The following is a 23992-nucleotide window of genomic DNA, read 5'->3' on the forward strand; positions in this document are numbered from 1 at the left end:
TGGGGCTCAGCTGCCCTCGCACCAGTCGCGGATGCGGTCGCGCGCTTCGGTGGAAATCTGGATGAAACGGCCGCCGGCGCTGTATTCGCCGGGGTTCTCGGAGTCCACCCAGAGCACGTGCACGCCGCACTCGATCTCTTCCGTGGCCTGCCCGGCGCCGGCCGGCAGCGGGAAGCGCCATTGGTAGAGCGCGTCCTGCACCAGCGGCAGCAGGCTGTTGACCTGCAGGCCGCTGGCCGACAGGTCCAACAGCTGGCCGATGCGCTGCCCGGTCATGGTGTCGACGACATCGAAGCTGCCGTGGATGTCGCGGCGGGTCGCGTTGCGGTATTCGGCGTTGTTCATGTGGCCTGCGGCGCGGAGTCGTCTTCGGAGCGGCCGCCACGCAGGGTGCTGCGCAGCAGTTCCATGGTGGAGCGGAAGGCACGGTCGAACAGGCGCAGCTGGGTGCGTTCCACCACCTTCAGCTGGCCCTGCGCCATCAGGCGCGCCAGGGTGTCCATCTGCATCTCGGCGGCACGCTGGCCGCGGCGGTTCACGAACAGCGCCTTGTCGGTGATGGTGCTGTACCAGGACAGGCGCAGCCGTTCGGCATTGCCCTGCTGGTTCTGCACGAAGTCCACCCAGCAGCCGAACGGCAGGGTGCGCAGGTGCTGATAGCACTCTTCTTCCTGCGCGTTGCGCGAGGGCTTGGCGCGTTCGGCCTTGGCTTCGGCGCGCTCGGCCTCGTCATCGCGGCCGAAGCGGGCATGCGCCTTGATCCGCGCGGTGACCTCGGTGGCGGTGAGCTCTTCCTCGGGGCGCGGCGCGCTGTGGCTGCGGCTGAGGTGGGCGGCGATCGCGCCGGATTCGGTCTCGTGGTAGCCGACGCGGCGCATCGCCGTATCGATCTCGGTCGCCAGTTCAGGTGCCTGCACTTCGCCGGGCGCGTTGACCGTTTCCAGGATCTTGCGGGTGGTGCCGAGCATGTCGCGCCAGGCGGCGGATTCCTCGCCGTTGCGCAGCGCGACCAGGGTCATCGCGTCCAGCCAGGCGCGGCGCAGCAGGGCTTCGATGGCGCGGACCGGCTTGTATTCGGTGATCAGGTCCTGCAGCGCGGCGCCGGCGGAGTTCTTCGCCACCGCCATCCGCTCGCGGCCGTGGGCGGCTTCGACCAGGCGCTTCTCGCTGGCCTGCGAGCGCTTGATCTGCTGGCGGAACTGCGACTGCAGTTCTTCGTTGACTTCGCGCAGGACCTCGCGCTCGCCGTGGTAGTCGTCCTCGATGCGCTCCACCGCGCGATGCATGGCGGCTTCGAAGTACGGGTCCACGCCATGGTCGCCGTAGGCGGTGGCATCGGATTCGGCGATGGTGTTGAGGATCTGCCGGCCGGGGTGGGTGGCTTCGTCGAAGAACCCGCGGTCACGCAGCGCCAGCCGCAGGATCGGCAGCTGCAGGCGTTCCAGCAGCCCGTGTACCGAGGAGCCGGCGCGGACTTCACGCGCGACTTCGGCATACAGGATTGACAGCACCTCGAAGGTGTCGGCGTCCTCGCGCGGCAGTTCGGCCTGCGGGCCGTGCTCGGCGCGGGCGCGCTGCAGCAGGTCTTCGCGCAGGCCGTGCAGGGAGCGCGTGCTGCTGGCGTCGCTGGGCGGGTCGGCCTGGAATTCGTCCAGGAAGCGGTCCACCTCGGTGCGTTCCAGCGGCACGCCGGGCGGCATCGCGGGCCGCGCGGGCATGCGTCCGGCGATCCGCTGCGCGGTCAGCAGCTGCTGCAGGTAGCGGAAATCGGGCGGCGGCGCCTGGGTCAGCGGGCGCTGGATCTCGGGCTGCTCGAACCAGTCGCCACTTTCGTCGTTGGCGGGCGTGCCGCCGTGCATCGGCCCATGTGAGCCGCGATGGGCAGCGGCGGGCGCGTGCGATGTCGCGGCGGGCGACACAACCGCTGCGTTGGCCGCCGGGGTGTCGGCGGGAACCGGCGGCGTGTCCGCTGCCGGCGGGGCTCCGGGCGGCTCGGTGGCCGCCGGCGCGTCGGTCTTCGCTTCGGGCGCCCGCGTGCGCGAGGCGCGGGTCGGGCGCACCGGCACATAGGACAGGCCGGGCAGCACGCCGGCTTCGTCCAGCACATGGTTCACGTGTTCGACAAAGTGCGGGTAATCGCCCAGCGCCTGTTGGGCGAAATGCGACTGCAGCATCAGGGCCGGCACGTGGTTGCCGAACAGCGCCACCGACACCTTGCCCGCCAGTTCGACCAGCGTGCGCGGGCCGAGGACGATCTGCTCGGCGGCAAAGGCGGGCGCGCCGGCCAGCACGCCGAAGCGCTGGCCCAGCAGGTAGAGCGGCAGGCTGGAGGCGGCTTCGAGCGGCATCGCCAGGTCCTGCAGCTGTGCGGCGTTCAGATCCTCCTCGGGGATCGATTCCGACAGGCGCCATTCGGACGAGGGCGACAGCAGCTTGCCGCCGGTGTTGACCGGCTTGCGCGGCGGCGGGCGGCGCAGCGTGGCCAGGCGCGATTCCAGCGCCGCGAAGTACGCGGGCGGAAACGCATCCCGATGCAGCTTGATGGTCTGCACCGAGCGCAGCAGCACGGATTGGTCGGCCGGTGAACGCGCCTTGTCGGCCTGCGCGAACAGCTGGTTTTCCAGCTGGACCAGCATCAGGCGGATGCGGTCGCCGAGTTCCGCCTCGGCTACGAGCAGCAGGCGCGCGGCTATGTCGCGCACCCGCGAGGGCAGGCCGCTTTCGGCCAGGCTGAGCTTGACGATGTCGCGTGAGGTCCCCTGCATCGGCGAATCATACTGCCGTGGCGTGAACTTGATCACGCTTTCAGCCATGCAGGAACAGGCCGATCACGTCATTGGTGAACCGCCGACCCAGCTCGGTCGGGCGGACATGGCCTTCGGGGCTGACCTCCAGCCAGCCACGGGCCTGGGCGGTGGCCAGTTCCTCGGCAATCGCCGCAGGCGGCAGGCCGGTGCGTTTCTCGAACAGGTCCAGCCCGAAGCCCGCGTTCAAGCGCAGCGCATTGAGCATGAAGTCGAAGGGGCGGCGGTCGGGGCCGATGTCCTCGTCGCCCCCGATGCCGGCCGGCGTACCGGCATCGCGCAGCCAGGCGGCCGGATGCTTCACCTTCCAGCGCCGCAGGATGCGCTGCTCGCCGCCGATGGTCAGCTTGCCGTGCGCCCCGGCGCCGATGCCGAGGTAGTCGCCGAACGTCCAGTAGTTGAGGTTGTGCTGGCATTGCCGGCCCGGCTGCGCATAGGCGCTCACTTCGTATTGGCCGAAGCCGGCCTCGGCCATCCGCGCCTGGCAACGTTCCTGCATGTCCCAGCCCAGGTCGTCGTCGGGGATGCCCGGCGGCGGCTTGGCGGCGAACAGGGTGTTGGGTTCCAGCGTGAGCTGGTAGTGGCTGAGATGCTGCGGCTGCAGCGCGATGGCGCGGTCGATGTCGGCTTCGGCCATCGCCAGGGTCTGGCCGGGCAGGGCGTACATCAAATCGAGATTGAGGCTGTCGAAGCCGGCGTCCTGTGCCGCCTTCACCGCACGCTCTGCATCGCCGCTGGAATGGATGCGGCCGAGGCGTTCAAGGCAACCGTCATCGAAACTCTGCACGCCGAACGACAGCCGGTTGACGCCCGCCGCGCGGTAGCCGGCAAAAGGCCCGTGCTCGACGGTGCCCGGGTTGGTTTCCAGGGTGACTTCCAGCCCCGGCGCGAAGCGCAGCCGTGCGCTGGCATGTTGCAGGAAGCGGTCGATATGTTCGGGCGCGAACAGGCTGGGCGTGCCGCCACCGAAGAACACGGAATGCACGGTGCGGCCCCAGACCAGCGGCAGGTCGTATTCGAGGTCGCGGATCAGGGCGTCGATGTAGTCGTCGAACGGCAGCGCACCTTTCTGCGCGTGGGAGTTGAAGTCGCAGTACGGGCATTTGCGCACGCACCAGGGCAGGTGGACGTAGAGCGACAGGGGCGGCGGGGTGAGCATGGGGTGTGAATTCGTCAGTCGCGTGGTTGTGTGGTTTGGCTCGAAAGTCGGCGGGCGTAAAGCGAAGCCGGTGAACGAATCTGGAGGGAAGCAGCCCGTGTGCGGCGGGCCTGCGTAAAAGCGCGCCAAGGACGGTGCGCGGCGGCGCATCGAACAGGATGTTCGCATGCGCCGGGAAGCAGGCTTGCCGGATGCGGGCTGCGGTCTGTCCGGAAGCCCGTCTATTTATATGTGGATACGGCTTCGGTTCCGTCTGGCGAAGTGATTAGAGGCGGCTTCGGTTCCGGCCCGGCGACGCCCCTGCGCGGTTGCCGCGCGGGTTGCGCTTCCTGCTCCGACGCGCGGGCGCAGGACGTCCTGTCGTGCTCAACCGCGCAGGGGCATCCCCGAGCCTGTTGTTTCGGGTGTGTCACTAAAGCGCCTTGGCACTTTCGCCAGGCCGATACTTGTGCGGAGGATTTCGGGCGCCTGCAGTTTCAGGGCGGCGTGTGGCTCAAACCCGCGCCGCCAATTTCCCGCGCAGTGCCCGCATCGCCAGGCCACGATGACTGGCGGCGTTCTTCGCGTCCGCCGGCAGCTCTGCGGCGGTCATGCCATGCGCCGGGGAGAAAAACACCGGGTCGTAGCCGAAGCCGCCTCCGCCTTCGCGGGCGTGGAGGATGCGGCCTTCCCAGACACCCTCGGCGATCAGCGGCAGCGGATCGTCGGCGTGTTGCACCAGCGCCAGCACGCAGACGAAGCGCGCGGTCCGCTGGGCGTCATCGACATCGCGCAATTCGTGCAGCAGTTTGTCGATGTTGGCGGCGTGGTTGCCATGCGTGCCGGCGTAACGCGCCGAGTACAGGCCGGGCGCGCCATCGAGTGCATCCACGCACAGTCCGGAGTCATCTGCCAGCGCGGGCAGGCCGGTCGCGCGCGAGGCATGGCGGGCCTTGAGGATCGCGTTCTCGATGAAGCTCAGGCCGGTTTCATCGGCATCCTCCACCCCGAATTCCGACTGCGGATACACGTCGAAACCGACATCGACCAGCAGTTCGCGGAACTCCGCCAGCTTGCCGGGGTTGCCGCTGGCCAGCACCAGCTTGCGCGGTGTGGCGGGCATCAGCGCGCGGCAAGCGCCGCCTGCTGCGCGGCGAATAGCTGCGTGCAGCCGGCTTCGCCGAGCGCGAGCATCGCGTCCAGTTCGTCGCGGCGGAAGGCGTGGCCCTCGGCGGTGCCCTGCAATTCGATGAAACCGCCGCCGTCGTTCATCACCAGATTCATGTCGGTGTCGCAGTCGCTGTCTTCGGCGTAATCCAGATCCAGCACCGGCACGCCGCGATAGATGCCCACCGACACCGCCGCCACCGCGCCGTGCAGCGGGTTCTTCTTGAGTTCGCGCGCGTCGAGCAGCTTCTGCACCGCGTCGGCCAGCGCGACATAGGCGCCGGTGATCGCGGCGGTGCGGGTGCCGCCGTCGGCCTGCAGCACATCGCAGTCCAGGGTGATGGTGCGTTCGCCGAGTGCCGCGCGGTCCACGCAGGCGCGCAGGCTGCGGCCGATCAGGCGCTGGATTTCCAGCGTGCGCCCGCCCTGCTTGCCGCGCGAGGCTTCGCGGTCTGAACGGGTGTGGGTGGCGCGCGGCAGCATGCCGTATTCGGCGGTGAGCCAGCCCTCGCCCTTGCCTCGCAGGAAGCCGGGCACCTTGTTCTCGATGCTCGCCGTGCACAGCACGCGGGTGTCGCCGAAGGACACCAGCACCGACCCTTCGGCGTGCCGGGTGAAACCGCGCACGAAGCTCACTTCGCGCATGTCGCCGGGGCTGCGGCCGCTGGGTCGCTGCATCGCGCATTCCTTGAAAAACGGCGGGCGAGTTTACCATCGGGGTTTCGATCACCTTTGGAAACCGCATGTCCATCCGCAGCATGACCGCCTTCGCCAGCGCCGAACGCCCGACCGAAGCCGGCCGCCTTTCCTGCGAACTGCGTGCGGTCAACCACCGCTTCCTCGAAATTGGTTTCCGGCTGCCGGAGGAGCTGCGTGCGCTGGAACCGCAGCTGCGCGAACGCATCGCCGCGCGCATCGCCCGCGGCAAGGTGGATGTAGTGATGCGGCTGTCCGGCGGGCAGGGTGGCGACGCGCTGCAGCTCAACACCGCCTACGTCGAGCGGCTGTCGGCGATCGCGCAGGACCTGGATGCCGCGCTGCCGTCGCTGCGGGTGGACCTGGCGACGCTGCTGCAGATGCCCGGCGTGCTGCAGGCGCGCGACATCGATGCCGATGCCTTCCAGAAAGAAGCGTTGGCGGTGATGGAGGCAGCGCTGGACGATTTCGTCGCCGCCCGCGAACGCGAGGGTGGCAAGCTGGCCGAAGCGATCGGCGAGCGTGTCGAGGGCATCGCGAAGATCGCCGATGAAGTCCGCACGCTGGTGCCGCTGATCCGCGCCGGCCAGCGCGCCAAGCTGGAAGCGCGGATGCAGGAAGTCGCCGGCCAGCTCGACGCCGGGCGGCTGGAGCAGGAACTGGTGATCTGGCTGCAGAAGCTCGATGTCGACGAGGAGCTCGACCGCCTGGCCAGCCACGTCGCCGAGGCGCGCCGGGTGTTGAAGCAACGCGAGCCGGTCGGCCGCCGCCTCGACTTCCTGCTGCAGGAGTTCAACCGCGAGGCCAACACGCTCGGCTCGAAGTCGGTGGACGCGCGCACCAGCAACGCGGCGGTGGAGCTGAAGGTGCTGATCGACCAGATCCGCGAGCAGGTCCAGAACATCGAATGAAGGCCGGCGGCACGGATTCGGCTAGCATTCCGTCTTTGGCACGCGGACAGCCCATGCGCGGCACCCTCTACATCGTTTCGGCGCCTTCGGGCGCGGGCAAGTCCAGCATCGTCAACCGGGTGCTGGCGCGTGACCCGCAGATCAGCCTGTCGATCTCGTTCACCTCGCGCGCGCCGCGTCCGGGCGAGCGCCATGCCGAGCATTACCACTTCGTCGATGAGGCGGAGTTCAGGAGAATGATCGACGCCGGCGACTTCTTCGAGCACGCGCTGGTCCACGGCGACTGGAAGGGCACCGCGCGGCAGTCGGTGGAGCCGCAGCTGGCTTCCGGCCGCGACGTGCTGCTGGAGATCGACTGGCAGGGCGCGCGCCAGGTCCGCGCCAAGGTGCCGGACGCGATCAGCATCTTCATCCTGCCGCCCTCGCGCGGCGCGCTCGACGAGCGCATGCACAAGCGCGCGCAGGACAGCGAGGAGACCATCGCCCGCCGGCTGGCGGCCGCCCGCGATGAAATGAGTCATTTCGGCGAATACGACTACCTGATCGTCAACGATGATTTCGACGAGGCGGTGGAGGAAGTCTGCGCCGTGTTCGCCGCCAGCCGGCTGCGCCGCGACCGCCAGATCGCCCGCTATTCGCGCCTGTTGACCGCGCTGCTCACCGACGACTGCCCGCCGGGCGGCGCAAGTCCCTGACCACAAAGGAAATTGGCGGGATGTGGCTTGCCTCGGGCGACGTGGCTGCGTATCATGGCCGGTTCCGAATTCACCACCCGGCCCCTGGCCGTGGAGACAGAACAGATGGCCCGCATCACCGTTGAAGATTGCCTGGAAGTCGTCGACAACCGCTTCGAGCTGGTCATGATGGCCGCCAAGCGCGCCCGTCAGCTGGCCAAGGGCGTCGAAGCCAAGCTCGACAACAGCGAGCACGACGACAAGCCGACCGTGCTGGCGCTGCGCGAGATCGCCGCCCGCGTCATCGACGAGCCGTTCATCGATGCCGTAGAGAAGGCCGAGAAGGAGCGCAAGGAGCGCGAGGCGCTGGAATGGGCCGCCGCCGAGATGGTCGCCGCCGACGACGACATGAAGGGCGACGACTGATCCACGCCGGTCAGCTCCCCCGCGCAAACCCCGCTTCGGCGGGGTTTCGCGTTTGTGGGGAATGCCGCGCGCCCCTTCACAGCCCGGCTTCCAGCGCTTAGGCTCGGATTCATGCCCACCCACGCATCCGCCATCGCCCCGCACGGCCTCGGCGCGCCCGGCGCGTTGCCCGATTACGTGGCCTCGCTGCTGGCCGCCGCGCACTACCTGACGCCCGAGGAGCGCGCCCAGCTGGTGCACGCCTGGCAGGTCGGTGCCGCCGCGCACGCCGGGCAGATGCGCAAGTCCGGCGAGCCCTACATCACCCACCCGGTGGCGGTGGCGCAGGTGCTGGCCGAGCAGGGCATGGACCTGAAGACGCTGATCGCGGCGATCCTGCATGACACGGTGGAAGACACGCCGCTGACCGCGGCGGACATCGCCGGCGACTTCGGGCAGACCGTGGCCGATCTGGTCGAAGGCGTCACCAAGCTCGACAAGCTCAAGTTCCGCGACCGCGAGGAAGCCGCCGCGGAGTCCTTCCGCAAGATGCTGCTGGCGATGTCGCGCGACCTGCGGGTCATCCTGATCAAGCTGGCCGACCGCCTCCACAACATGCGCACGCTGGGCGCGCAGGGGGCCGAGTCACGCCGCCGCATCGCCCGCGAGACGCTGGAGATCTACGCGCCCATCGCCCAGCGGCTGGGCATGAACATCGTCAAGGCCGAGCTGCAGGATCTGAGCTTTGCCGCGCTGCACCCGTGGCGCCATGCCGCGCTGGCCAAGCGCATCCGCGAACAGCCGCTGGTGCGGCGCGAGGCGATGATCCAGATCGAGGCGCGGCTGGCCCAGCAGCTGGCGAAGGAAGGCCTGGCGCACCAGCTGGTCGGGCGGGTCAAGTCGCCGTGGAGCATCTACCGCAAGATGCGCGACGAGCGGAAGTCGCTGAGCCAGGTGCTTGACGTGTTCGGCTTCCGGGTGATCGTCGATTCGGTCGCCGACTGCTACCACGCGCTGGGCGTGGTGCATGCCACGTTCAAGCCGCTGGACGGGCGCTTCCGCGACTTCATCGCCATCCCCAAGGCCAACGGCTACCAGTCGCTGCACACGGTCCTGTTCGGGCCCTACGGCGCACCCATCGAAGTGCAGATCCGTACCGCCGAGATGGACCTGGTGGCCGAGCGCGGCATCGCGGCGCACTGGACCTACAAGCAGGGCGGCGAGAGCAACAGCCCGCTCGCCCGCGCCAGCCACTGGCTGAGCGAGCTGATGGACAGCCAGCAGGGCACCGGCTCGTCGCTGGAGTTCCTGGAGAACGTCAAGGTCGATCTGTACCCGGACGAGGTCTACCTGTTCACCCCGAAGGGCCGCATCCTCTCGCTGCCGCGCAACGCGACCGCGCTCGATTTCGCCTACGCGGTGCATACCGATGTCGGCAACCACGCGGTGACGGCGCGCGTGGACGGCAAGCTGGTGCCGCTGCGCAGCAAGCTGGCGAGCGGGCAGACGGTGGAGATCGTCATCGCCAAGACGTCCAGCCCGAAGCCGCAGTGGCTGGAATTCGTGGTCTCCGGCAAGGCGCGCACGGCGATCCGCCAGCAGCTCAAGCAGATCGGTCACGAGGACGCGGTGCAGCTGGGCCTGCGGATGCTGGAATCGGCGCTGGAGTCGCACGAATGCAGCATCGAGAAGCTGCCCAAGGGGCGCATGGACCGCTATCTCACCGACCAACGCCTGCCGCGTCTGGAAGCGCTGCTGGTCGATATCGCGCTCGGCAACCGCATGCCGCACCTGGTGGCGCAGCAGCTGGTGGGCGCGGATGGCGAGGCCGGCGCGGTCCGCGGCCAGCCGCACGAGGCGCTGGCGGTGCTCGGCCACGACCGCATCCTGATCACCGGCGCCGAACGCGGCGTGATCAGCTTCGCGCAGTGCTGCCAGCCGATCCCGGGCGACGACATCATGGGTTTCCACACCACCGGCAAGGGCGTGGTGGTGCATCGCATGAGCTGCCCCAACCTGGCCGACTACCGCCGCGTGCCGGAGCGCTGGGTCGACATCGGCTGGGATGCCGAGGTGTCCGGCGACTACGCATCGAGCCTGAAGGTGGAAGTCGACAACCGGCCCGGCGTGCTGGCGCAGGTGGCGGCGGCGATCGCGCAGGCGGAATCCAACATCGACAGCGTCGATTACCTGGAACGCGACGGGAAGGTCTCGGTGATCCGCTTCGGCATCGAAGTGCATGACACCGGCCACATGGACGAAGTGATCCGCCGCGTGCGCCGGCTGGCGGTGGTGCACGGCGTCGAGCGGCTCTGACGCGCGCCGTAGAATGGGGCATCCCCACAGGAGTCGCCCCGATGCCGCGCCAGCCCATCCACACCGACCACGCCCCCGCCGCCATCGGCCCGTATTCGCAGGCGGTGAAGTCCGGCCAGACGGTCTTCCTGTCCGGCCAGATCCCGCTGGACCCGGCGACCGGCGAAGTGGTGGCCGGTGACATCGAAGCCCAGGCGCGCCGCGCCTTCGACAACCTCAAGGCGGTGTGCGCCGCTGCGGGTGGTGACCTCGGTGACATCCAGCGCCTCGGCCTGTACCTCACAGACCTGTCGCAGTTCGGCGCGGTCAACGCGGTGATGGGTGAATATTTCGATGCGCCCTATCCGGCGCGCTCGACCATCGAAGTGTCCGGCCTGCCGAAGGGCGTGATGTTCGAAGTCGACGCCATCCTGGTCCTGCCGTAAGCCCGGAGTGGCGCGCAAGGCCAAGCCCGCACCCGCGATCGAGGGCGGCGACACGCCGCTGTCCGCGCTGCCCGGCATCGGCCCGCAGGGCGCCGCCAAGCTGGCCGCGCGCGGGCTGGAACGGCTGCGCGACCTCTGGCTCTGGCTGCCGCGCGACTACGAGGACCGCACCCGGCTGACGCCGATCGGCGCGTTGCAACCGGGCGTCGCCGCGCAGGTGGAGGGCCGCATCCTCGCCACCGAAACCGCCTTCCGCTTCCGGCCGATGCTGAAGGTGGCCATCGCCGACGATTCGCGCGGCACGCTGGTGCTGCGTTTCTTCCACTTCCGCGGCCAGCAGGCCAACGCCTTCCGCCGCGACGCGCGTATCCGCGCCTACGGCACGCCGCGTCCGGGGCAGGTCGGGCTGGAGATGGTGCATCCCAGTTACCGCGTGCTGGGCGAGGCCGATGACGCGCTGGACGATGCGTTGGCGCCAGTCTATCCGGCGGTCGAAGGCATCGGTCCGCAGACCCTGCGCAAACTGGTGGAACGCGCGCTGGCCGCGTTGCCGGACGAAGCCGCGCTGGAACTGCTGCCGCAGGACTGGTTGAAGGAACTGCAATTGCCCGGCCTGCGCGAGGCGGTGCTGACCCTGCACCGGCCGCCGGTCGACGTGGATCTGGCGCTGCTGCAGGCTGGTCGCCACCCCGCGCAACGGCGGCTGGCGCTGGAGGAGATGCTGGCCCACCACCTGTCGCTGCGCCGCCAGCGCATCAGCCTGCAGTCGCTGCCGGCCACGCCGCTGAAGGCACGCGGCGGCCAGGTCGCCAAGCTGCTGGCCGGCCTGCCGTTCAAGCTCACCGGGGCGCAGGCCAAGGTGTTCGACGAAGTCCAGCGCGACCTCGCCCGCGACGTGCCGATGCTGCGGCTGGTGCAGGGCGATGTCGGTGCCGGCAAGACCGTGGTCGCCGCGCTCGCCGCGCTCCGCGCCATCGATGCCGGCCACCAGGCGGCGTTGATGGCGCCCACCGAACTGCTCGCCGAGCAGCACGCCAACACCCTGCGCGCATGGCTGGAACCGCTCGGCGTCCGCATCGCCTGGCTGGCCGGCAAGGTCACCGGCAAGGCCCGTGACGCGGTGCTGGCGGAGGTCGCCGATGGCCGTGCCCAGCTCGTCGTCGGCACCCATGCCTTGATGCAGGAAGGCGTCGCCTTCCACGATCTCGCGTTGGCGATCATCGACGAGCAGCACCGCTTCGGCGTGCAGCAGCGCCTCGCCCTGAAGGAGAAGGGCGCCGGTCGTGGCCGGGTGCCGCACCAGCTGGTGATGACCGCGACGCCGATCCCGCGCACGCTGGCGATGGCCGCCTACGCGGACCTGGATGTTTCCGTCATCGACGAACTCCCGCCCGGGCGCACGCCGGTGCGCACCGTCGCGTTGTCGGCGGAGCGCCGCCCGGAGCTGATCGAACGCATCCGCGCCGCCATCGCCGAAGGCCGGCAGGCGTACTGGGTCTGCACGCTGATCGAGGAGCAGGAAGACGGCGCCCAGCGGATCGAGGCGCAGGCCGCGCAGACCACCTTCGAATCGCTGGTCGCCGCGCTGCCGGGCCTGCGCATCGGCCTGGTCCACGGGCGGATGAAGCCGAAGGAAAAGCAGGCGGCGATGGCCGCGTTCAAGGCCGGCGACATCGACCTGCTGGTGGCGACCACGGTGATCGAAGTCGGCGTGGACGTGCCGAACGCCTCGCTGATGATCATCGAGAACGCCGAGCGCCTCGGCCTGGCCCAGCTGCACCAGCTGCGCGGGCGGGTGGGGCGCGGCAGCGCGGAATCCAGCTGCGTGCTGCTCTACCAGGGGCCGCTCGGCAACATCGCGCGCGAGCGGCTGGACACGCTGCGGCAGACCAACGACGGCTTCGTCATCGCGGAAAAAGACCTGGCCCTGCGCGGCCCGGGCGAACTGCTCGGCACCCGCCAGACCGGGCTGGCCGAATTCCGCATCGCCGATCTCGCCCGCGATGCCGACCTGCTGCCGCGCGTGCAGCAGATGGCCGATGCGCTGCTGGCCGACTCCCCGGCGCTGGCCGACCGCATCATCGAGCGCTGGGTCGGCACGGCGGCGCGTTACGCCTCGGCCTGAGCGCCGCCGCTATCATCGGCTGTCATTCCACCGCCCGCGCCACGCCGCGCGCACCCGCCGGAAGGACACCGATCCCGCATGACTGACCGCATCCCGCTGCTGATCGACACCGACCCGGGCGTCGATGACGCCCTCGCCATCCTGATGGCGCTCGACGATCCGGGTCACGACATCGTCGGCCTGACCATCGCCGCCGGCAACGTCGGCCTGAAGCACACCGTCGCCAACGCGCTCAAGCTGTGCGAAGTGGCGGGACGAAGCGACATCCCCGTATTCGCCGGCTGCGCGGAACCGATGCTGCATCCCGCGCCCGACGCCGCCGACGTCCACGGCGCCGACGGCTTCGGCGACACCGGCTACGCACCCGCCGCCCACGCCGCGCTGTCCGAACATGCCGCGCAGGCGATCCTGCGGCTCTCGCACGAACACGCCGGCCGGCTGCTGCTGGTCGCGCTCGGCCCGCTGACCAACCTGGCGCTGGCGCTCAAGCTGGACCCGTCGCTGACCGCGCGCGTGGCCCGGCTGGTGGTGATGGGCGGCGCGGTCAACGGCCGAGGCAACATCACCCCGTTCGCCGAATTCAACACCCATTTCGACCCGGAGGCCGCGCACATCGTGTTCGAGGCGTTCCCCGCGTTCGACCTGGCCGACTGGGAAGCGACCGTGGCGCACGGCTTTCTGCATGCGGATGTCGATGTGTGGTGTGGCGTGGATTCGCCGCGTGCGCGCTTCTACGACGGCATTTCGAAGAAGACCCGCGCCTGGTCCGGCGAACGTCGCGGCGACCGCTGGCACAGCGCCGATTCGCTGGCGATGGCCTTCGCGTTAGCCCCCGAAGCCGCCGAAACGGCCCGCCACGCCCTGCGCGTCGCGCTCGATGGCCCGGGCCGCGGCATGACCCTGGTCGACTGGCAGGACCACCGCCCGGGCCCCGCCAACGCCCGCATCCTGATCCGCTACGATCAGGCCGCTTTCGAGGCCCGGGTGGCGCGCGCGCTGGCCGCCGGCTGAGGCGTTGCAGACAGGGCTTGCGTTCGGCCAGGCAGTCCCGCTAGAATGGCCGGCTCAATCCTTTCTTCGGTGCCGCCATGAAGGCCGACATCCATCCCCAGTACCGCGAAGTCGTGTTCCACGACGTCACCTCGGACTTCAAGTTCCTCACCCGCTCGACCCTTGCCAGCAAGGACACCGTGAAGTGGGAAGACGGCAATGAATACCCGCTGGTGAAGGTGGAAATCTCTTCCGCCTCGCACCCGTTCTACACCGGCCAGAATCGCGTCGTCGACACCGCCGGTCGCATCGACAAGTTCAAGAAGCGCTACGCCAAGTAAGCGCGCGGCGGCCCTGATGGGCTTCCGGTTCCACGATCACGGCTGCCTGCGGGCGGCCGTTTTCGTTTCCGGCGCCGCGCCATCGGACTTTGGTCGGCTGTCGACCGTCCGGATGGGTATGCGATAATGCTGCGTTGCGTCAACCGAATGCCAGCGCGCACGGGCGCGATGGCCGTCCATCGAGGAGAGTTCACATGTCCGACCTCAACGAAGTCAGCCTGAGCGCAGGCGACAAGACCGTTGCCATGCCGGTGCTGCAGCCCACGCTGGGCCAGCCGTGCATCGACATCGCCAGGCTGCCGAAGGAAACCGGCTGCTTCACCTACGACAACGGCTTCACCGCCACCGCGTCCTGCAAGTCGGCCATCACCTATATCGATGGCGATGCCGGCGTGCTGATGTACCGCGGCTACCCGATCGAGCAGCTGGCCAACCAGTCGAGCTTCCTCGAAGTGGCCTACCTGCTGATGAACGGCGAGCTGCCGTCGAAGACCGCGTTCTCCCAGTTCGAGGACGAAGTCACCCACCACTCGATGCTCAACGAGCGCTTCAGCCAGTTCGTCGAGGGCTTCCACCACGATGCCCACCCGATGGCGATGCTCATGGGCATGCTCGGCTCGATGGCGAGCTTCTATCACAACAACCTTGACTACGAAGATCCGGAACAGCGCCGCCTGGCCGCCGTCCGCCTGATCGCCAAGGTCCCGACGGTCGCCGCCGCCTGCTATCGCCACCGCATCGGCTGGCCCACGGCCTACCCGCAGAACAAGCTGGAATACGTCACCCGCTTCCTGCACAACATGTACGAAGTGCCGAGCGAGCCGCTGGAACTCAACCCGGTCGCGGCCAAGGCGCTGGACCTGCTGTTCATCCTGCACGCCGACCACGAGCAGAACGCCTCGACCTCGACGGTGCGCCTGGTCGGTTCCACCGGCGCCAACCCGTATGCCTGCGTGGCGTCCGGCGTGGCGGCGCTGTGGGGTCCGGCGCATGGTGGTGCCAACGAAGCCGTGCTGAAGATGCTGGAGGAGATCGGCAGCGCGTCCAACGTGCAGAGCGCGGTGGACAAGGCCAAGGACAAGGAATCCGGCTTCCGCCTGATGGGCTTCGGTCACCGCGTGTACAAGAACTTCGACCCGCGCGCCAAGATCATCCGCGAGATGACCTACAAGGTGCTGAACGACCTCGGCATCAACGATCCGCTGCTGGACGTGGCGATGAAACTGGAAGAGGCCGCGTTGAAGGACGACTACTTCGTGCAGCGCAAGCTCTACCCGAACGTCGATTTCTACAGCGGCATCATCTACAAGGCTCTGAAGATTCCGACCGAGATGTTCACGGTGATGTTCGCCATCGCACGTACCGCCGGCTGGATCAGCCACTGGCTGGAGCAGCAGAACGACCCGGAAAACAAGATCGGCCGCCCGCGCCAGGTCTATACCGGCAATGCCGGCCGCGATTACGTCGAGATCGGCAAGCGCTGACCGAAGCGGCATCGACACGTGCAAGGAAAAGCCCCGCGGATGCGGGGCTTTTTCGTTGGGCGATGCCGGATGCCAGTTCAGCCGCCTTCGTAGGCGCGCATCTCGTTTTCGGCCAGCAGCATCCGCAACTGGCTGGCGGAGGCACGGGCCATCGGCTTCTCGGTGACGGTCGACAGCGGCGCCTGGCGCAACGCGGAGGCGGGCAGCACGGCGAGGTCGAAGGTGTGGCCTTCCGCCGAGAACAGCCAGACATCGACATCGGCCACGCGGTCGCGGTCCAGCCGCAGCCGGCGCATCCGCGATTCCGCCGGAATGCCCTGTTCGAGCAGGAAGGCGGCGACCTGGTGCGGATCGTCGTGATGCAGGTGCAGGGACACCGGCGTGTGTTCGTCGGCTAGGCCGTCGAGCACCGCACCGACCAGCCGGGGCTGGAAGGGCGCGAAGAAATCGAGCGCGTGCAGCGCGGCCTGGCGCTGGTGGTGGAGGCGGTCGGCCTGCGCGGCGCCGTCACCGAACAGGCGCCGGTATTCGCGCAGGGCCTCCTCGATCTCGCGGTTGCGCGGCAGCGAGGCGTCTTCGAGGATGCCGAGCCGTTCGGCGGCCTTGAGCTTGGCCTGGTGGAAGTCGCGGATGCCGCTTTCGGCCATCAGCCGGGCGGCCTCGTGGGCGAGGCGGTGGCGTCGTTCGCGCAGGCGCGTCTCGGCATGCTGGTGGGCGCGGTGCATGGCAATCGTCCCCCTGAGTCCGGTGGACTCTATCGCATCGCGATGTGAGGAATGTGTCGGGACGCGGGTCAGGCCGTGCCCCGGCACAGGGGTCAGAAGATGTCGTAGGACTCTTCGGCCGGCGCGGCTTCCTGATGCTCCTGCGGGCCGTAGTCGATGTAGGTCTCCATCTTGTCCAGGTCTTCGGCCTTCACCCATTCGGTGATGCCGCCGCCGCCCGGGATCAGCTGGCCGCCGGCGCTGACGCCGACCTTGACCATGCCCTGCGGCGGTTCCAGCGCGACCTGCGGCTGGTCCTTGAGCGCGGCGCGCATGTAGCTGATCCAGATCGGCAGCGCGGCCTTGCCGCCGTATTCGCGGTAGCCGAGCGACTTGAAGTCGTCGCGGCCGACCCAGACCACGGTGACGTAGGGGCCGCCGTAGCCGGCGAACCATGCATCGCGGTGGTCGTTGGTGGAACCGGTCTTGCCGCCGATGTCCTCGCGGCCGAGCGCCTTGGCGTCGGTGGCGGTGCCGCGCTTCACCACGTCGGCCATCATCGACATGACCTGGTAGGCGACGCGTTCATCGATCGCGCGTGGGGCGACAGACGCGCCTTCGCGGGGTGCCTTGGCGGTCTGGGTCTTGCTGGTTTCGGTGGCCAGCGGCTTGGCGGGCTTGGGCTTCGCGGCCTGGGCGCCGCCCAGGTTGAAGCCGTCGACGATCTCCGGCTTGGCCGACGCGGCATTGGCCGGCGTCGCGCCCGGCGTCATGCCGCCGCAGCCCCGGCAGGCGGTCGGCGGGTTTTCCTTGAAGATGACGTTGCCGCCGGCGTCGCGCACTTCATCGATGAACCATACGTTGACCCGCGAGCCGCCATTGGCGAACACCGAATAGCCGCGCGCCACCGAGAGCGGGGTCAGCGAGGCGGTACCGAGCGACATCGACAGGTTCGGCGGCATCTCCTTCTCGTCGAAGCCGAAATGGCTGATGTAGCGGCGGGCGTAGTCGACGCCGATGGCATCGAGCAGGCGCACCGAGACCAGGTTGCGCGACTGCACCAGCGCCTCGCGCAGGCGGATCGGGCCGGCAAAACGGCCGCCGTCGTTCTGCGGGCGCCAGACCTTGCCGTTGCCCTGGCGGAACACCACCGGCGCATCCAGCACGATCGACGCCGGGTTGAAGCCGCGCTCCATCGCCGCCGCATAGACGAAGGGCTTGAAGCTGGAACCCGGCTGGCGGCGCGCCTGGGTGGCGCGGTTGAACTTGTTGCCGGCAAAGCTGTAGCCGCCGATCAGCGCGACCAGCGCGCCGGTGTCCGGCGAGACCGACACCAGCGTCGCCTGCGCGCGCGGAATCTGGTCCAGCTTCCATTCGCCGGCCTTGTCGCCGGCGCGGATGCGCGCCACGTCGCCGCGCTTGAACAGACTGGCCGGGCTGCGGCCGGGCCAGGGCTGGCCGGCGGAGGCGGGCAGGGTCAGTCGCTGGCCATCCCCCTTCACCACCGTGGCGCTGCCGTCCTTGCCGGTCTCCAGCACCACCACCGGCATCAGGCCGGCCTGCGTGGGCATGTCGGAAAGACGCGCCGCGGCCTGGGCGTCGGTTTCGCCGCCGGCGAGGTCGAAGTGCTTCTCGACCTTGTTCCAGCCATGGCGGTGGTCATACACCCTCAGCCCGCTGCGCACGGCCGAATCGGCGGCGGCCTGCAGCGCGGGATCGATGGTGGTGGTGACGTGGAAGCCGCTGGTCAGCGCCTTGTCGCCGTAGCGGGTGACCATTTCCTGGCGGACCATCTCGGCCACGTAGGGCGCGTAGACCTCGACCGCGCGCTCGTGCGGCGCGGCGTGCATCGGCTCGGCCTTGGCCTCGGCGGCCTGCGCCGGGCTGATCATCCCCAGCTCAACCATGCGCGGCAGGATGTAGTCGTTGCGGCGTTCCAGGTTGCGTTCGGGGTTGCTGATCGGGTTGGCGCTGGACGGGAACTTCGGCGTGCCGACCAGCGTGGTCAACTCGCCCAGGGTCAGCTGGCCCAGCTTCTTGCCGTAATAGAACTCGGCCGCCGCGGCGATACCGTACGCGCGGTGCCCGAAGAAACTCTTGTTGAGGTAGAGCTCGAGGATCTCGTCCTTCGACATCTCCTTCTCGATCTTCCGGGCCAGCATGATCTGGGCGATCTTGGCGCTGTAATCGCGCTTCTGGCCTTCCTGGTAGAACAGCTTGGCCACCTGCATGCTGATGGTGGAGCCGCCCGGCACCCGGCGCCCGTCGGTGGTCAGGGTCAGCCAGACCGCGCGCGCGATGCCTTTAACGTCCACGCCGCCGTGGTTGTAGAAGTCGGCGTCCTCGGCCGCGACGAACGCGTCCTTGACCTGCTTCGGCACGTCCTTGATGTCGATGGGGTAGCGCCGGCCCTCGCCGAACATCGCCATCAACTTGCCGTCCTTCGCATAGACGTAGAGCGGTTCCTGCAACGCAGTGTCCCGCAGCGTCTGCGTATCCGGCAGCTTGGCCGCGATCGAGGCATACAGGATGCCGCCCGCGATGGCGCCCAGCAGGCCGATGGCGAGGATGGCAAGGGCGCCCCAGCGGAGCACGCGACGGAATCGGGACATGGAAACGGTTCCACCCAACCAGATGACAGTCGGCCAGTATAGGGGCGGTGTCCGGAAATCCGCTGCCGTACACACTTTCGATACTTGGTAAGAATGCCGTGGAACCAATTGATTTGGCTTGGGGTATTGTGTGCCCGTGAAAACTCCGTTATGAATGGCGCGGGAATTCGGACCCGCCGCGCGGGTCCAATGGGGAGGAAGTGTGAGATTCGTCAGGAATAGCCCGACGGCGCTGATCGGCGTCGACATCAGTTCGACTGCGGTCAAGCTGCTGCAGCTGTCGCGGACCGGTGACCGGTACCGCGTCGAGCACTATGCGGTCGAACCGCTCCCGCCCAATGCGGTGGTCGAGAAGAACGTGGTCGAGATCGACCAGGTCGCCGACGCCATCCGCCGCGCCGTGGATCGTTCGGGCGCCAAGACCCGGACCGCCGCCGCCGCGGTGGCCGGTTCCTCGGTCATCACCAAGCTCATCCCGATGCCGTCCGACCTCAGCGAGGACGAACTGGAAGCGCAGGTCGAGCTGGAAGCCGCCAACTACATCCCGTACCCGATCGACGAAGTGAACATCGACTTCAACTCGGTCGGCCCGATGCCCGGCGCGCCGGAGATGCAGCAGATCCTGCTGGTCGCCGCGCGTTCGGAAGACGTAGGCGCGCGCCAGTCCGCGCTCGAGATCGCCGGCCTGAAGGCGCAGGTGATGGATGTCGAAGCCTTCGCCATCGAAAACGCCTTCGCGCTGATGCGGCCTTCGCTCAACATCGCGCCGGGTGGCCTGGTGGCCTTGGTGGATGTCGGTGCGTCGATGACGACGCTCAACATCCTCCGCGACGGCCGCAGCCTGTACGCCCGCGAGCAGGTCTTCGGTGGTCGCCAGCTGACCGAGGAAATCATGCGCCGCTACGGCCTGACCTGGGAGGAAGCCGGTCGCGCCAAGCGTCTGGGCGGCCTGCCGGAGAGCTACGAGAACGAAGTCCTCGAGCCGTTCCGCGAAACGCTGGCCCAGCAGGTCAGCCGCCTGCTGCAGTTCTACTACGCCAGCAGCGAATACAACCGCGTCGACCAGATCGTGTTGTCGGGTGGCTGCGCGTCGATCCCGGGCATCGCCCAGCAGGTCGAGGAGCAGCTCGGCGTCTCCACCGTCGTCGCCAACCCGCTTTCGCAGATGACGCTCGGCCCGCGCGTGCAGGCGCAGGCGCTGGCGCAGGACGCCCCGGCCCTGATGATCGCGTGCGGCCTGGCACTGAGGAGCTTCGACTGATGGTCCGGATCAACCTACTCCCGTGGCGCGAGGCGCGCCGCAAGCAGCGCCAGCAGGAGTTCTACCTGATGATGGGCGCGGCGGTGGGCGCTGGCCTGCTGGTCTCGCTGCTCATCTGGAGCTACCTCAACGGCCAGATCTCCGGCCAGCAGGATCGCAATGCGTACCTGGAAGGCGAGATCAAGAAGGTCGAGGCGCAGATCTCCGACATCAAGCAGCTCAAGGACAAGCACCAGGCGCTGCTCGCGCGCAAGGAAGTCATCGAGAAGCTGCAGGGTGACCGCTACAAGATGGTCCACCTGTTCGACTCGCTGATGCGCACCGTGCCGGATGGCCTGGTGCTGACCGGCCTCAAGCAGGACGGTGAGCAGATGACCCTGATGGGCCGGGCGCAGTCCAACGCCCGCGTTGCCAGCTACATGCGCAACCTCGAGAGCGCCGGCTGGATGAAGAGCCCGCAGGTCACGGTCATCGAAGCGACCCAGCCGCAGGGTGCCGCGGCTTCGCCGGCACCGGCGGGTGCGGGCGCGTTGCCGGCCGGCAGTGCCGCATCGCTGCTGCCCTACATGTTCACGATGACGGTGACCCTGGCCAACCCCAACGAACCGCGTGACCCCAACGCGCCGCCGACGCCGGACCCGATCCCGGTGCAGGCACCGGCGCCCGCGGCGCAGCCGGCCATTGCGCCGGTGACGCCGGCCCCGGCCGCGCAGTCTGCTGCAGGTGCCACGCCCGCTTCGCAACCTGCCGAGACCCAGCAGGCACCGGTTGAAACGAAGGAGGGCAAGTAATGGCCGCCCGCAAGAAACTTGACATCAACAACATCGGCAGCTGGCCGCGCAACATGCAGCTGGTCGCCGCCGGTGTGGTCGCGGTGTTCATCCTCCTGCTCGCCTACCTGCTGATGTTCCGTGGCAAGAAGGAAGAGCTGACCGGCCTTGAGGCACAGGAAGCCACCCTCCGCCAGACCTTCGAGGACAAGCAGGGTCAGGCCGCCAACCTCGAGCCGCTGCGCAAGCAGCTGGCGCAGATGGAGCAGGAGCTGCAGCAGATGCTCCGCCAGCTGCCCAGCAAGACCGAAATGCCCGACCTCATCGTCGACATCTCGCAGACTGCGCTGGCTTCGGGCATCCGCAACGAACTGTTCCAGCCGCAGCCCGAGACCACCCAGGAGTTCTACGCCGAACAGCCGATCCAGATCCGCATGGTCGGCAACTACCACCAGTTCGGTGCCTTCATGAGTGGCGTGGCTTCGCTGCCGCGCGTCGTCATCATGACCATGCACAACATCGAGCTGACGCCGAAAGACAAGTCCGGCAGCCTGGTGATGCAGGGCACCATCAAGACCTACCGCTACCTCGACGAGAACGATCCGGCCGACAAGGCGGCACTCGACAAGGTGGCGGCCGATGAGAAGGCCAAGCAGGCGGAGGCGAAGAAGTGATCAAGTCCCCTGTCATCAGCCGTGTGGGCCTGGCCGTCGCGCTGGCGCTGTCCGCCGTGGCCTGCACCCGCACCATCACCGACACGCCCGGCGACGCGCCGAACCTCGAGGAATGGGTGGCGCAGGTTCGCGCCCGCCCGGCCCCGCCGCTCGACCCGATCCCGGTGCTCAAGCCGTTCGAGTCCTTCCAGTTCGACGGACGCGGGTTCCGTGACCCGTTCGACGTGCAGGCGGTCGAGAACAACAGTGGCGGCATGCGTCCGGATTCGAACCGCCGCCGCCAGCCGCTGGAAGCTTTCCCGCTCGACGCGCTCGACATGGTCGGCACGCTCGGCAAGGGTGGCGGAATGGTGGGTTTGGTGATGGCGCCGGACAAGGTGACCTACCGCGTGCGACCCGGCACTTACCTCGGGCAGAGCGACGGCCGCGTTGTCGCCGTCCACGAAGACCATATCGAACTGATCGAGCTGGTGCCCGATGGCGCCGGTGGCTGGCTGGAACGTCCGGCCACGATCACGCTGGAGAATCAATGATGAGGGGTATCAGCATGCAGTCGTCCACGATCCGCCGCACGGGCCCGGTGCTGCTCGCAGGCCTGATTTTCGGGATGTGCGCGGTGAACGTGCACGCCGCGCCCCAGCAGGCCACGGCAGGCATCCAGCCGGTGGCGACCACGCAGCCTGCGTCGGCCGTCACCAACATCGACTTCAAGCGCAGCGAGGGCGGCGGTGGCAAGTTGACCGTCACCTTCAGCGGCGAGGGCGCAGCGCCCGACCTGCGCAACCAGGGCGGCAACGTCGTGGTTGACCTGGGTCGCGCGGCCATACCGTCGGCGCTGGCGCGCAGCCTCAACGTCACCGATTTCGCAACGCCGGTGCAGAACATCGACTCGCGTGGCAACCAGATCACGCTGGCGACCAACGGCGCATTCGAATCGATGGCCTACCAGCGCGGTCGCGAGTACATCGTCGAAATCACGCCGCGCGCCAAGCAGGTCGCGCAGGGCGGCCTGGCCTCCACCATCGCCGGTTCGGCGCAGGCGGCTGCCACGAACGCCGACCGTCGCGTGTATCGCGGCCGTCCGGTCAACTTCAACTTCCAGGACGTGCCGGTGCGCACCGTGCTGCAGCTGATCGCCGAGGAGTCGGGCCTCAACATCGTGGCCTCCGACACCGTGGCCGGCAACGTCACGCTGCGTCTGGTCAACGTGCCGTGGGATCAGGCGCTCGACATCATTCTGCAGTCGAAGGGCCTGGACAAGCGCCGCAGCGGCAGCGTGATATGGGTGGCTCCGCAGTCCGAGATCGCCAAGTTCGAACAGGACAAGGAAGACGCCCGCATCGCCCTGGAAAACCGCCAGGAGATGGAAACCGAGTACTTCCGCATCAACTATCACAGCGCTGCAGCGATCTTCAAGGCGCTGACCGAGGCGAAGGGCATCGGTGGCGCGAACGGCAGCCAGGGTGGTGGCCAGAACCAGCAGGGCGCAACGGAGAACGGCTTCCTGTCGCCGCGCGGCCGCATCGTCGCCGACGAACGCACCAACACCTTGATGATCAGCGACATCCCGAAGAAGGTCGAGGCGATGCGTCAGCTGATCAACGAAATCGACCGCCCGGTCGACCAGGTGGTCATCGAGTCGCGCATCGTCATCGCCACCGAGACCTTCGCACGTGACCTGGGCGCCCGCTTCGGCGTGAGTGGCAAGACCGATCGCACGAATGGTCGCCACATCGTCAGCGGTGACCTGAGCGGCAATACGGGTGCGGGTACCCCTCGCAACCTCGTGTTCAATCTGCCGGCGGCCCCGGTATCCGGCATCAGCGCCGCAGGTCTCGCGTATACGCTGCTCGGTGCCAACTTCAATCTGGACATGGAACTGTCGGCCATGCAGGAGCAGCAGCGCGGCGAAGTGCTGTCCAATCCGCGCATCCTGACCACCAACCAGCGTGAATCGGTGATCCAGCAGGGCAAGGAAGTGGGCTATGTGACGGTCACGGCTTCCGCCAACGGCATGGTGACCCCGACCGTCGCGTTCAAGGACGTGCTGCTTGAGCTGCGCGTCACCCCGACCATCACCAATGACGACCGTGTGTTCCTCAACATGAAGGTCAGCAAGAACGAACTCGACAGCTGGCTCAACACCTCGATCGGCCAGGTGCCGATCATCGCCAAGCGCCAGATCGACACGGCCGCGCTGATCGACAACGGACAGACCGTGGTGATCGGTGGCGTCTACGAGTTCAAGGATCAGGACGCGGTTCGCAAGGTGCCGTTCCTGGGCGACCTGCCGATCGTCGGCAACTTCTTCCGCAACAAGAGCCGCAACAAGGAAAAGCTCGAATTGCTGATCTTCATGACGCCGCGCATCCTGCGGGTGCAGCAGCGGATGCACTGATCGAAAAGAGTGACGAAGACGGGGCCGCAAGGTCCCGTTTTCATTTGGGTGAAGACATTCCGCTGAACGGGTGTCGGCGGCGAGATTGAACCCCGCG

Annotated in this window: 21 protein-coding genes; 14 read left to right on the forward strand and 7 right to left on the reverse strand. The window is 68.1% G+C overall.

Translation table 11 applies throughout. The annotated features are described in order from the left end of the window. Window positions 1–6: 6 nt before the first annotated feature. The 5 genes from DCD74_RS00145 to rph all read right to left on the reverse strand — a co-directional run bounded on the left by DCD74_RS00145 (window position 7) and on the right by rph (window position 5787). Window positions 7–345 (reverse strand): PilZ domain-containing protein, encoded by a 339-nt coding sequence (locus DCD74_RS00145; RefSeq protein WP_112925534.1) that lies wholly within the window; start codon window positions 343–345, stop codon window positions 7–9. Continuing rightward, window positions 342–2765, reverse strand: a complete 2424-nt coding sequence (locus DCD74_RS00150; RefSeq protein WP_162615804.1) for a DUF1631 family protein — start codon at window positions 2763–2765, stop codon at window positions 342–344. Before DCD74_RS00150 ends, DCD74_RS00145 begins: the two co-directional genes overlap by 4 nt. Window positions 2766–2805: 40 nt before the next feature. After that, window positions 2806–3963, reverse strand: a complete 1158-nt coding sequence (gene hemW / locus DCD74_RS00155; RefSeq protein ID WP_217424266.1) for a radical SAM family heme chaperone HemW — start codon at window positions 3961–3963, stop codon at window positions 2806–2808. A gap of 493 nt (window positions 3964–4456) precedes the next feature. Beyond that, window positions 4457–5065 (reverse strand): RdgB/HAM1 family non-canonical purine NTP pyrophosphatase, encoded by a 609-nt coding sequence (gene rdgB, locus DCD74_RS00160; protein ID WP_112925537.1) that lies wholly within the window; start codon window positions 5063–5065, stop codon window positions 4457–4459. Beyond that, window positions 5065–5787 (reverse strand): ribonuclease PH, encoded by a 723-nt coding sequence (gene rph, locus DCD74_RS00165; protein WP_112925538.1) that lies wholly within the window; start codon window positions 5785–5787, stop codon window positions 5065–5067. Before rph ends, rdgB begins: the two co-directional genes overlap by 1 nt. Before the next feature lie 80 nt (window positions 5788–5867). Between rph and DCD74_RS00170 the strand changes: the two genes are divergently transcribed. The 9 genes from DCD74_RS00170 to DCD74_RS00210 all read left to right on the forward strand — a co-directional run bounded on the left by DCD74_RS00170 (window position 5868) and on the right by DCD74_RS00210 (window position 15476). Beyond that, window positions 5868–6716, forward strand: coding sequence for a YicC/YloC family endoribonuclease (locus tag DCD74_RS00170; RefSeq protein ID WP_112927577.1), 849 nt, complete (start codon window positions 5868–5870; stop codon window positions 6714–6716). Window positions 6717–6769: 53 nt separating this feature from the next. Beyond that, window positions 6770–7411, forward strand: coding sequence for a guanylate kinase (gene gmk, locus DCD74_RS00175; RefSeq protein WP_112925539.1), 642 nt, complete (start codon window positions 6770–6772; stop codon window positions 7409–7411). A 105-nt stretch (window positions 7412–7516) separates the two neighbouring features. After that, window positions 7517–7816 carry a DNA-directed RNA polymerase subunit omega gene (gene rpoZ, locus DCD74_RS00180; protein WP_112927578.1) on the forward strand — a complete coding sequence of 100 codons (300 nt, stop codon included), beginning with the start codon at window positions 7517–7519 and terminating at the stop codon, window positions 7814–7816. A gap of 111 nt (window positions 7817–7927) precedes the next feature. Continuing rightward, window positions 7928–10111 (forward strand): RelA/SpoT family protein, encoded by a 2184-nt coding sequence (locus tag DCD74_RS00185; RefSeq protein WP_112925540.1) that lies wholly within the window; start codon window positions 7928–7930, stop codon window positions 10109–10111. Window positions 10112–10152: 41 nt separating this feature from the next. Next, window positions 10153–10536, forward strand: a complete 384-nt coding sequence (locus DCD74_RS00190; protein WP_112925541.1) for a RidA family protein — start codon at window positions 10153–10155, stop codon at window positions 10534–10536. A 7-nt stretch (window positions 10537–10543) separates the two neighbouring features. Further along, on the forward strand, window positions 10544–12661 hold the full coding sequence (gene recG, locus DCD74_RS00195; protein WP_112925542.1) for an ATP-dependent DNA helicase RecG: 2118 nt from the start codon (window positions 10544–10546) through the stop codon (window positions 12659–12661). Window positions 12662–12739: 78 nt separating this feature from the next. Next, the gene (locus tag DCD74_RS00200) at window positions 12740–13672 is read left to right on the forward strand and encodes a nucleoside hydrolase (RefSeq protein ID WP_112925543.1); all 933 of its coding nucleotides are present in this window, start codon (window positions 12740–12742) and stop codon (window positions 13670–13672) included. Window positions 13673–13749: 77 nt separating this feature from the next. Next, window positions 13750–13992 (forward strand): type B 50S ribosomal protein L31, encoded by a 243-nt coding sequence (locus DCD74_RS00205; RefSeq protein WP_112925544.1) that lies wholly within the window; start codon window positions 13750–13752, stop codon window positions 13990–13992. Between the two features lie 194 nt (window positions 13993–14186). Then, entirely contained in the window at window positions 14187–15476 is a 1290-nt protein-coding gene (locus tag DCD74_RS00210; protein ID WP_112925545.1) for a citrate synthase, read from the forward strand. A gap of 77 nt (window positions 15477–15553) precedes the next feature. On the opposite strand, the gene DCD74_RS00215 is transcribed toward DCD74_RS00210, so the two are convergent. Both DCD74_RS00215 and DCD74_RS00220 read right to left on the reverse strand, forming a co-directional pair. Beyond that, the gene (locus DCD74_RS00215; protein ID WP_112925546.1) at window positions 15554–16201 is read right to left on the reverse strand and encodes a hypothetical protein; all 648 of its coding nucleotides are present in this window, start codon (window positions 16199–16201) and stop codon (window positions 15554–15556) included. A 92-nt stretch (window positions 16202–16293) separates the two neighbouring features. After that, window positions 16294–18792, reverse strand: coding sequence for a penicillin-binding protein 1A (locus DCD74_RS00220; RefSeq protein WP_112925547.1), 2499 nt, complete (start codon window positions 18790–18792; stop codon window positions 16294–16296). Between the two features lie 202 nt (window positions 18793–18994). On the opposite strand from DCD74_RS00220, the gene DCD74_RS00225 reads away from it, so the two are divergent. Genes DCD74_RS00225 through DCD74_RS00245 form a run of 5 tightly spaced genes read left to right on the forward strand, consistent with a single transcriptional unit; the run spans window position 18995 to window position 23895 of the window. Continuing rightward, the gene (locus tag DCD74_RS00225; RefSeq protein ID WP_162615805.1) at window positions 18995–20053 is read left to right on the forward strand and encodes a pilus assembly protein PilM; all 1059 of its coding nucleotides are present in this window, start codon (window positions 18995–18997) and stop codon (window positions 20051–20053) included. Continuing rightward, the gene (locus DCD74_RS00230; RefSeq protein WP_112925549.1) at window positions 20053–20844 is read left to right on the forward strand and encodes a PilN domain-containing protein; all 792 of its coding nucleotides are present in this window, start codon (window positions 20053–20055) and stop codon (window positions 20842–20844) included. Before DCD74_RS00225 ends, DCD74_RS00230 begins: the two co-directional genes overlap by 1 nt. Next, entirely contained in the window at window positions 20844–21497 is a 654-nt protein-coding gene (locus DCD74_RS00235) for a type IV pilus inner membrane component PilO (protein WP_112925550.1), read from the forward strand. Before DCD74_RS00230 ends, DCD74_RS00235 begins: the two co-directional genes overlap by 1 nt. Continuing rightward, entirely contained in the window at window positions 21494–22030 is a 537-nt protein-coding gene (locus tag DCD74_RS00240; protein ID WP_112925551.1) for a pilus assembly protein PilP, read from the forward strand. The genes DCD74_RS00235 and DCD74_RS00240 overlap by 4 nt, the downstream gene beginning before the upstream one ends. Before the next feature lie 14 nt (window positions 22031–22044). Further along, complete coding sequence (locus DCD74_RS00245) at window positions 22045–23895, forward strand: type IV pilus secretin PilQ (protein WP_237049620.1); 1851 nt, start codon at window positions 22045–22047, stop codon at window positions 23893–23895. Window positions 23896–23992 lie beyond the last annotated feature (97 nt).

This window comes from Lysobacter oculi (assembly GCF_003293695.1).
Taxonomy (GTDB): domain Bacteria; phylum Pseudomonadota; class Gammaproteobacteria; order Xanthomonadales; family Xanthomonadaceae; genus Solilutibacter; species Solilutibacter oculi.

Coding starts and splice junctions, on each gene's coding strand:
- rph (WP_112925538.1), bottom strand. CDS start 5,787: ATGCAGCGACCCAGCGGCCGCAGCCCCGGCGACATGCGCGAAGTGAGC.
- hemW (WP_217424266.1), bottom strand. CDS start 3,963: ATGCTCACCCCGCCGCCCCTGTCGCTCTACGTCCACCTGCCCTGGTGC.
- rdgB (WP_112925537.1), bottom strand. CDS start 5,065: ATGCCCGCCACACCGCGCAAGCTGGTGCTGGCCAGCGGCAACCCCGGC.
- DCD74_RS00150 (WP_162615804.1), bottom strand. CDS start 2,765: ATGCAGGGGACCTCACGCGACATCGTCAAGCTCAGCCTGGCCGAAAGC.
- DCD74_RS00210 (WP_112925545.1), top strand. CDS start 14,187: ATGTCCGACCTCAACGAAGTCAGCCTGAGCGCAGGCGACAAGACCGTT.
- DCD74_RS00245 (WP_237049620.1), top strand. CDS start 22,045: ATGCAGTCGTCCACGATCCGCCGCACGGGCCCGGTGCTGCTCGCAGGC.
- DCD74_RS00200 (WP_112925543.1), top strand. CDS start 12,740: ATGACTGACCGCATCCCGCTGCTGATCGACACCGACCCGGGCGTCGAT.
- DCD74_RS00220 (WP_112925547.1), bottom strand. CDS start 18,792: ATGTCCCGATTCCGTCGCGTGCTCCGCTGGGGCGCCCTTGCCATCCTC.
- rpoZ (WP_112927578.1), top strand. CDS start 7,517: ATGGCCCGCATCACCGTTGAAGATTGCCTGGAAGTCGTCGACAACCGC.
- DCD74_RS00170 (WP_112927577.1), top strand. CDS start 5,868: ATGACCGCCTTCGCCAGCGCCGAACGCCCGACCGAAGCCGGCCGCCTT.
- DCD74_RS00190 (WP_112925541.1), top strand. CDS start 10,153: ATGCCGCGCCAGCCCATCCACACCGACCACGCCCCCGCCGCCATCGGC.
- DCD74_RS00145 (WP_112925534.1), bottom strand. CDS start 345: ATGAACAACGCCGAATACCGCAACGCGACCCGCCGCGACATCCACGGC.
- DCD74_RS00205 (WP_112925544.1), top strand. CDS start 13,750: ATGAAGGCCGACATCCATCCCCAGTACCGCGAAGTCGTGTTCCACGAC.
- DCD74_RS00185 (WP_112925540.1), top strand. CDS start 7,928: ATGCCCACCCACGCATCCGCCATCGCCCCGCACGGCCTCGGCGCGCCC.
- DCD74_RS00235 (WP_112925550.1), top strand. CDS start 20,844: ATGGCCGCCCGCAAGAAACTTGACATCAACAACATCGGCAGCTGGCCG.
- DCD74_RS00215 (WP_112925546.1), bottom strand. CDS start 16,201: ATGCACCGCGCCCACCAGCATGCCGAGACGCGCCTGCGCGAACGACGC.
- DCD74_RS00230 (WP_112925549.1), top strand. CDS start 20,053: ATGGTCCGGATCAACCTACTCCCGTGGCGCGAGGCGCGCCGCAAGCAG.
- gmk (WP_112925539.1), top strand. CDS start 6,770: ATGCGCGGCACCCTCTACATCGTTTCGGCGCCTTCGGGCGCGGGCAAG.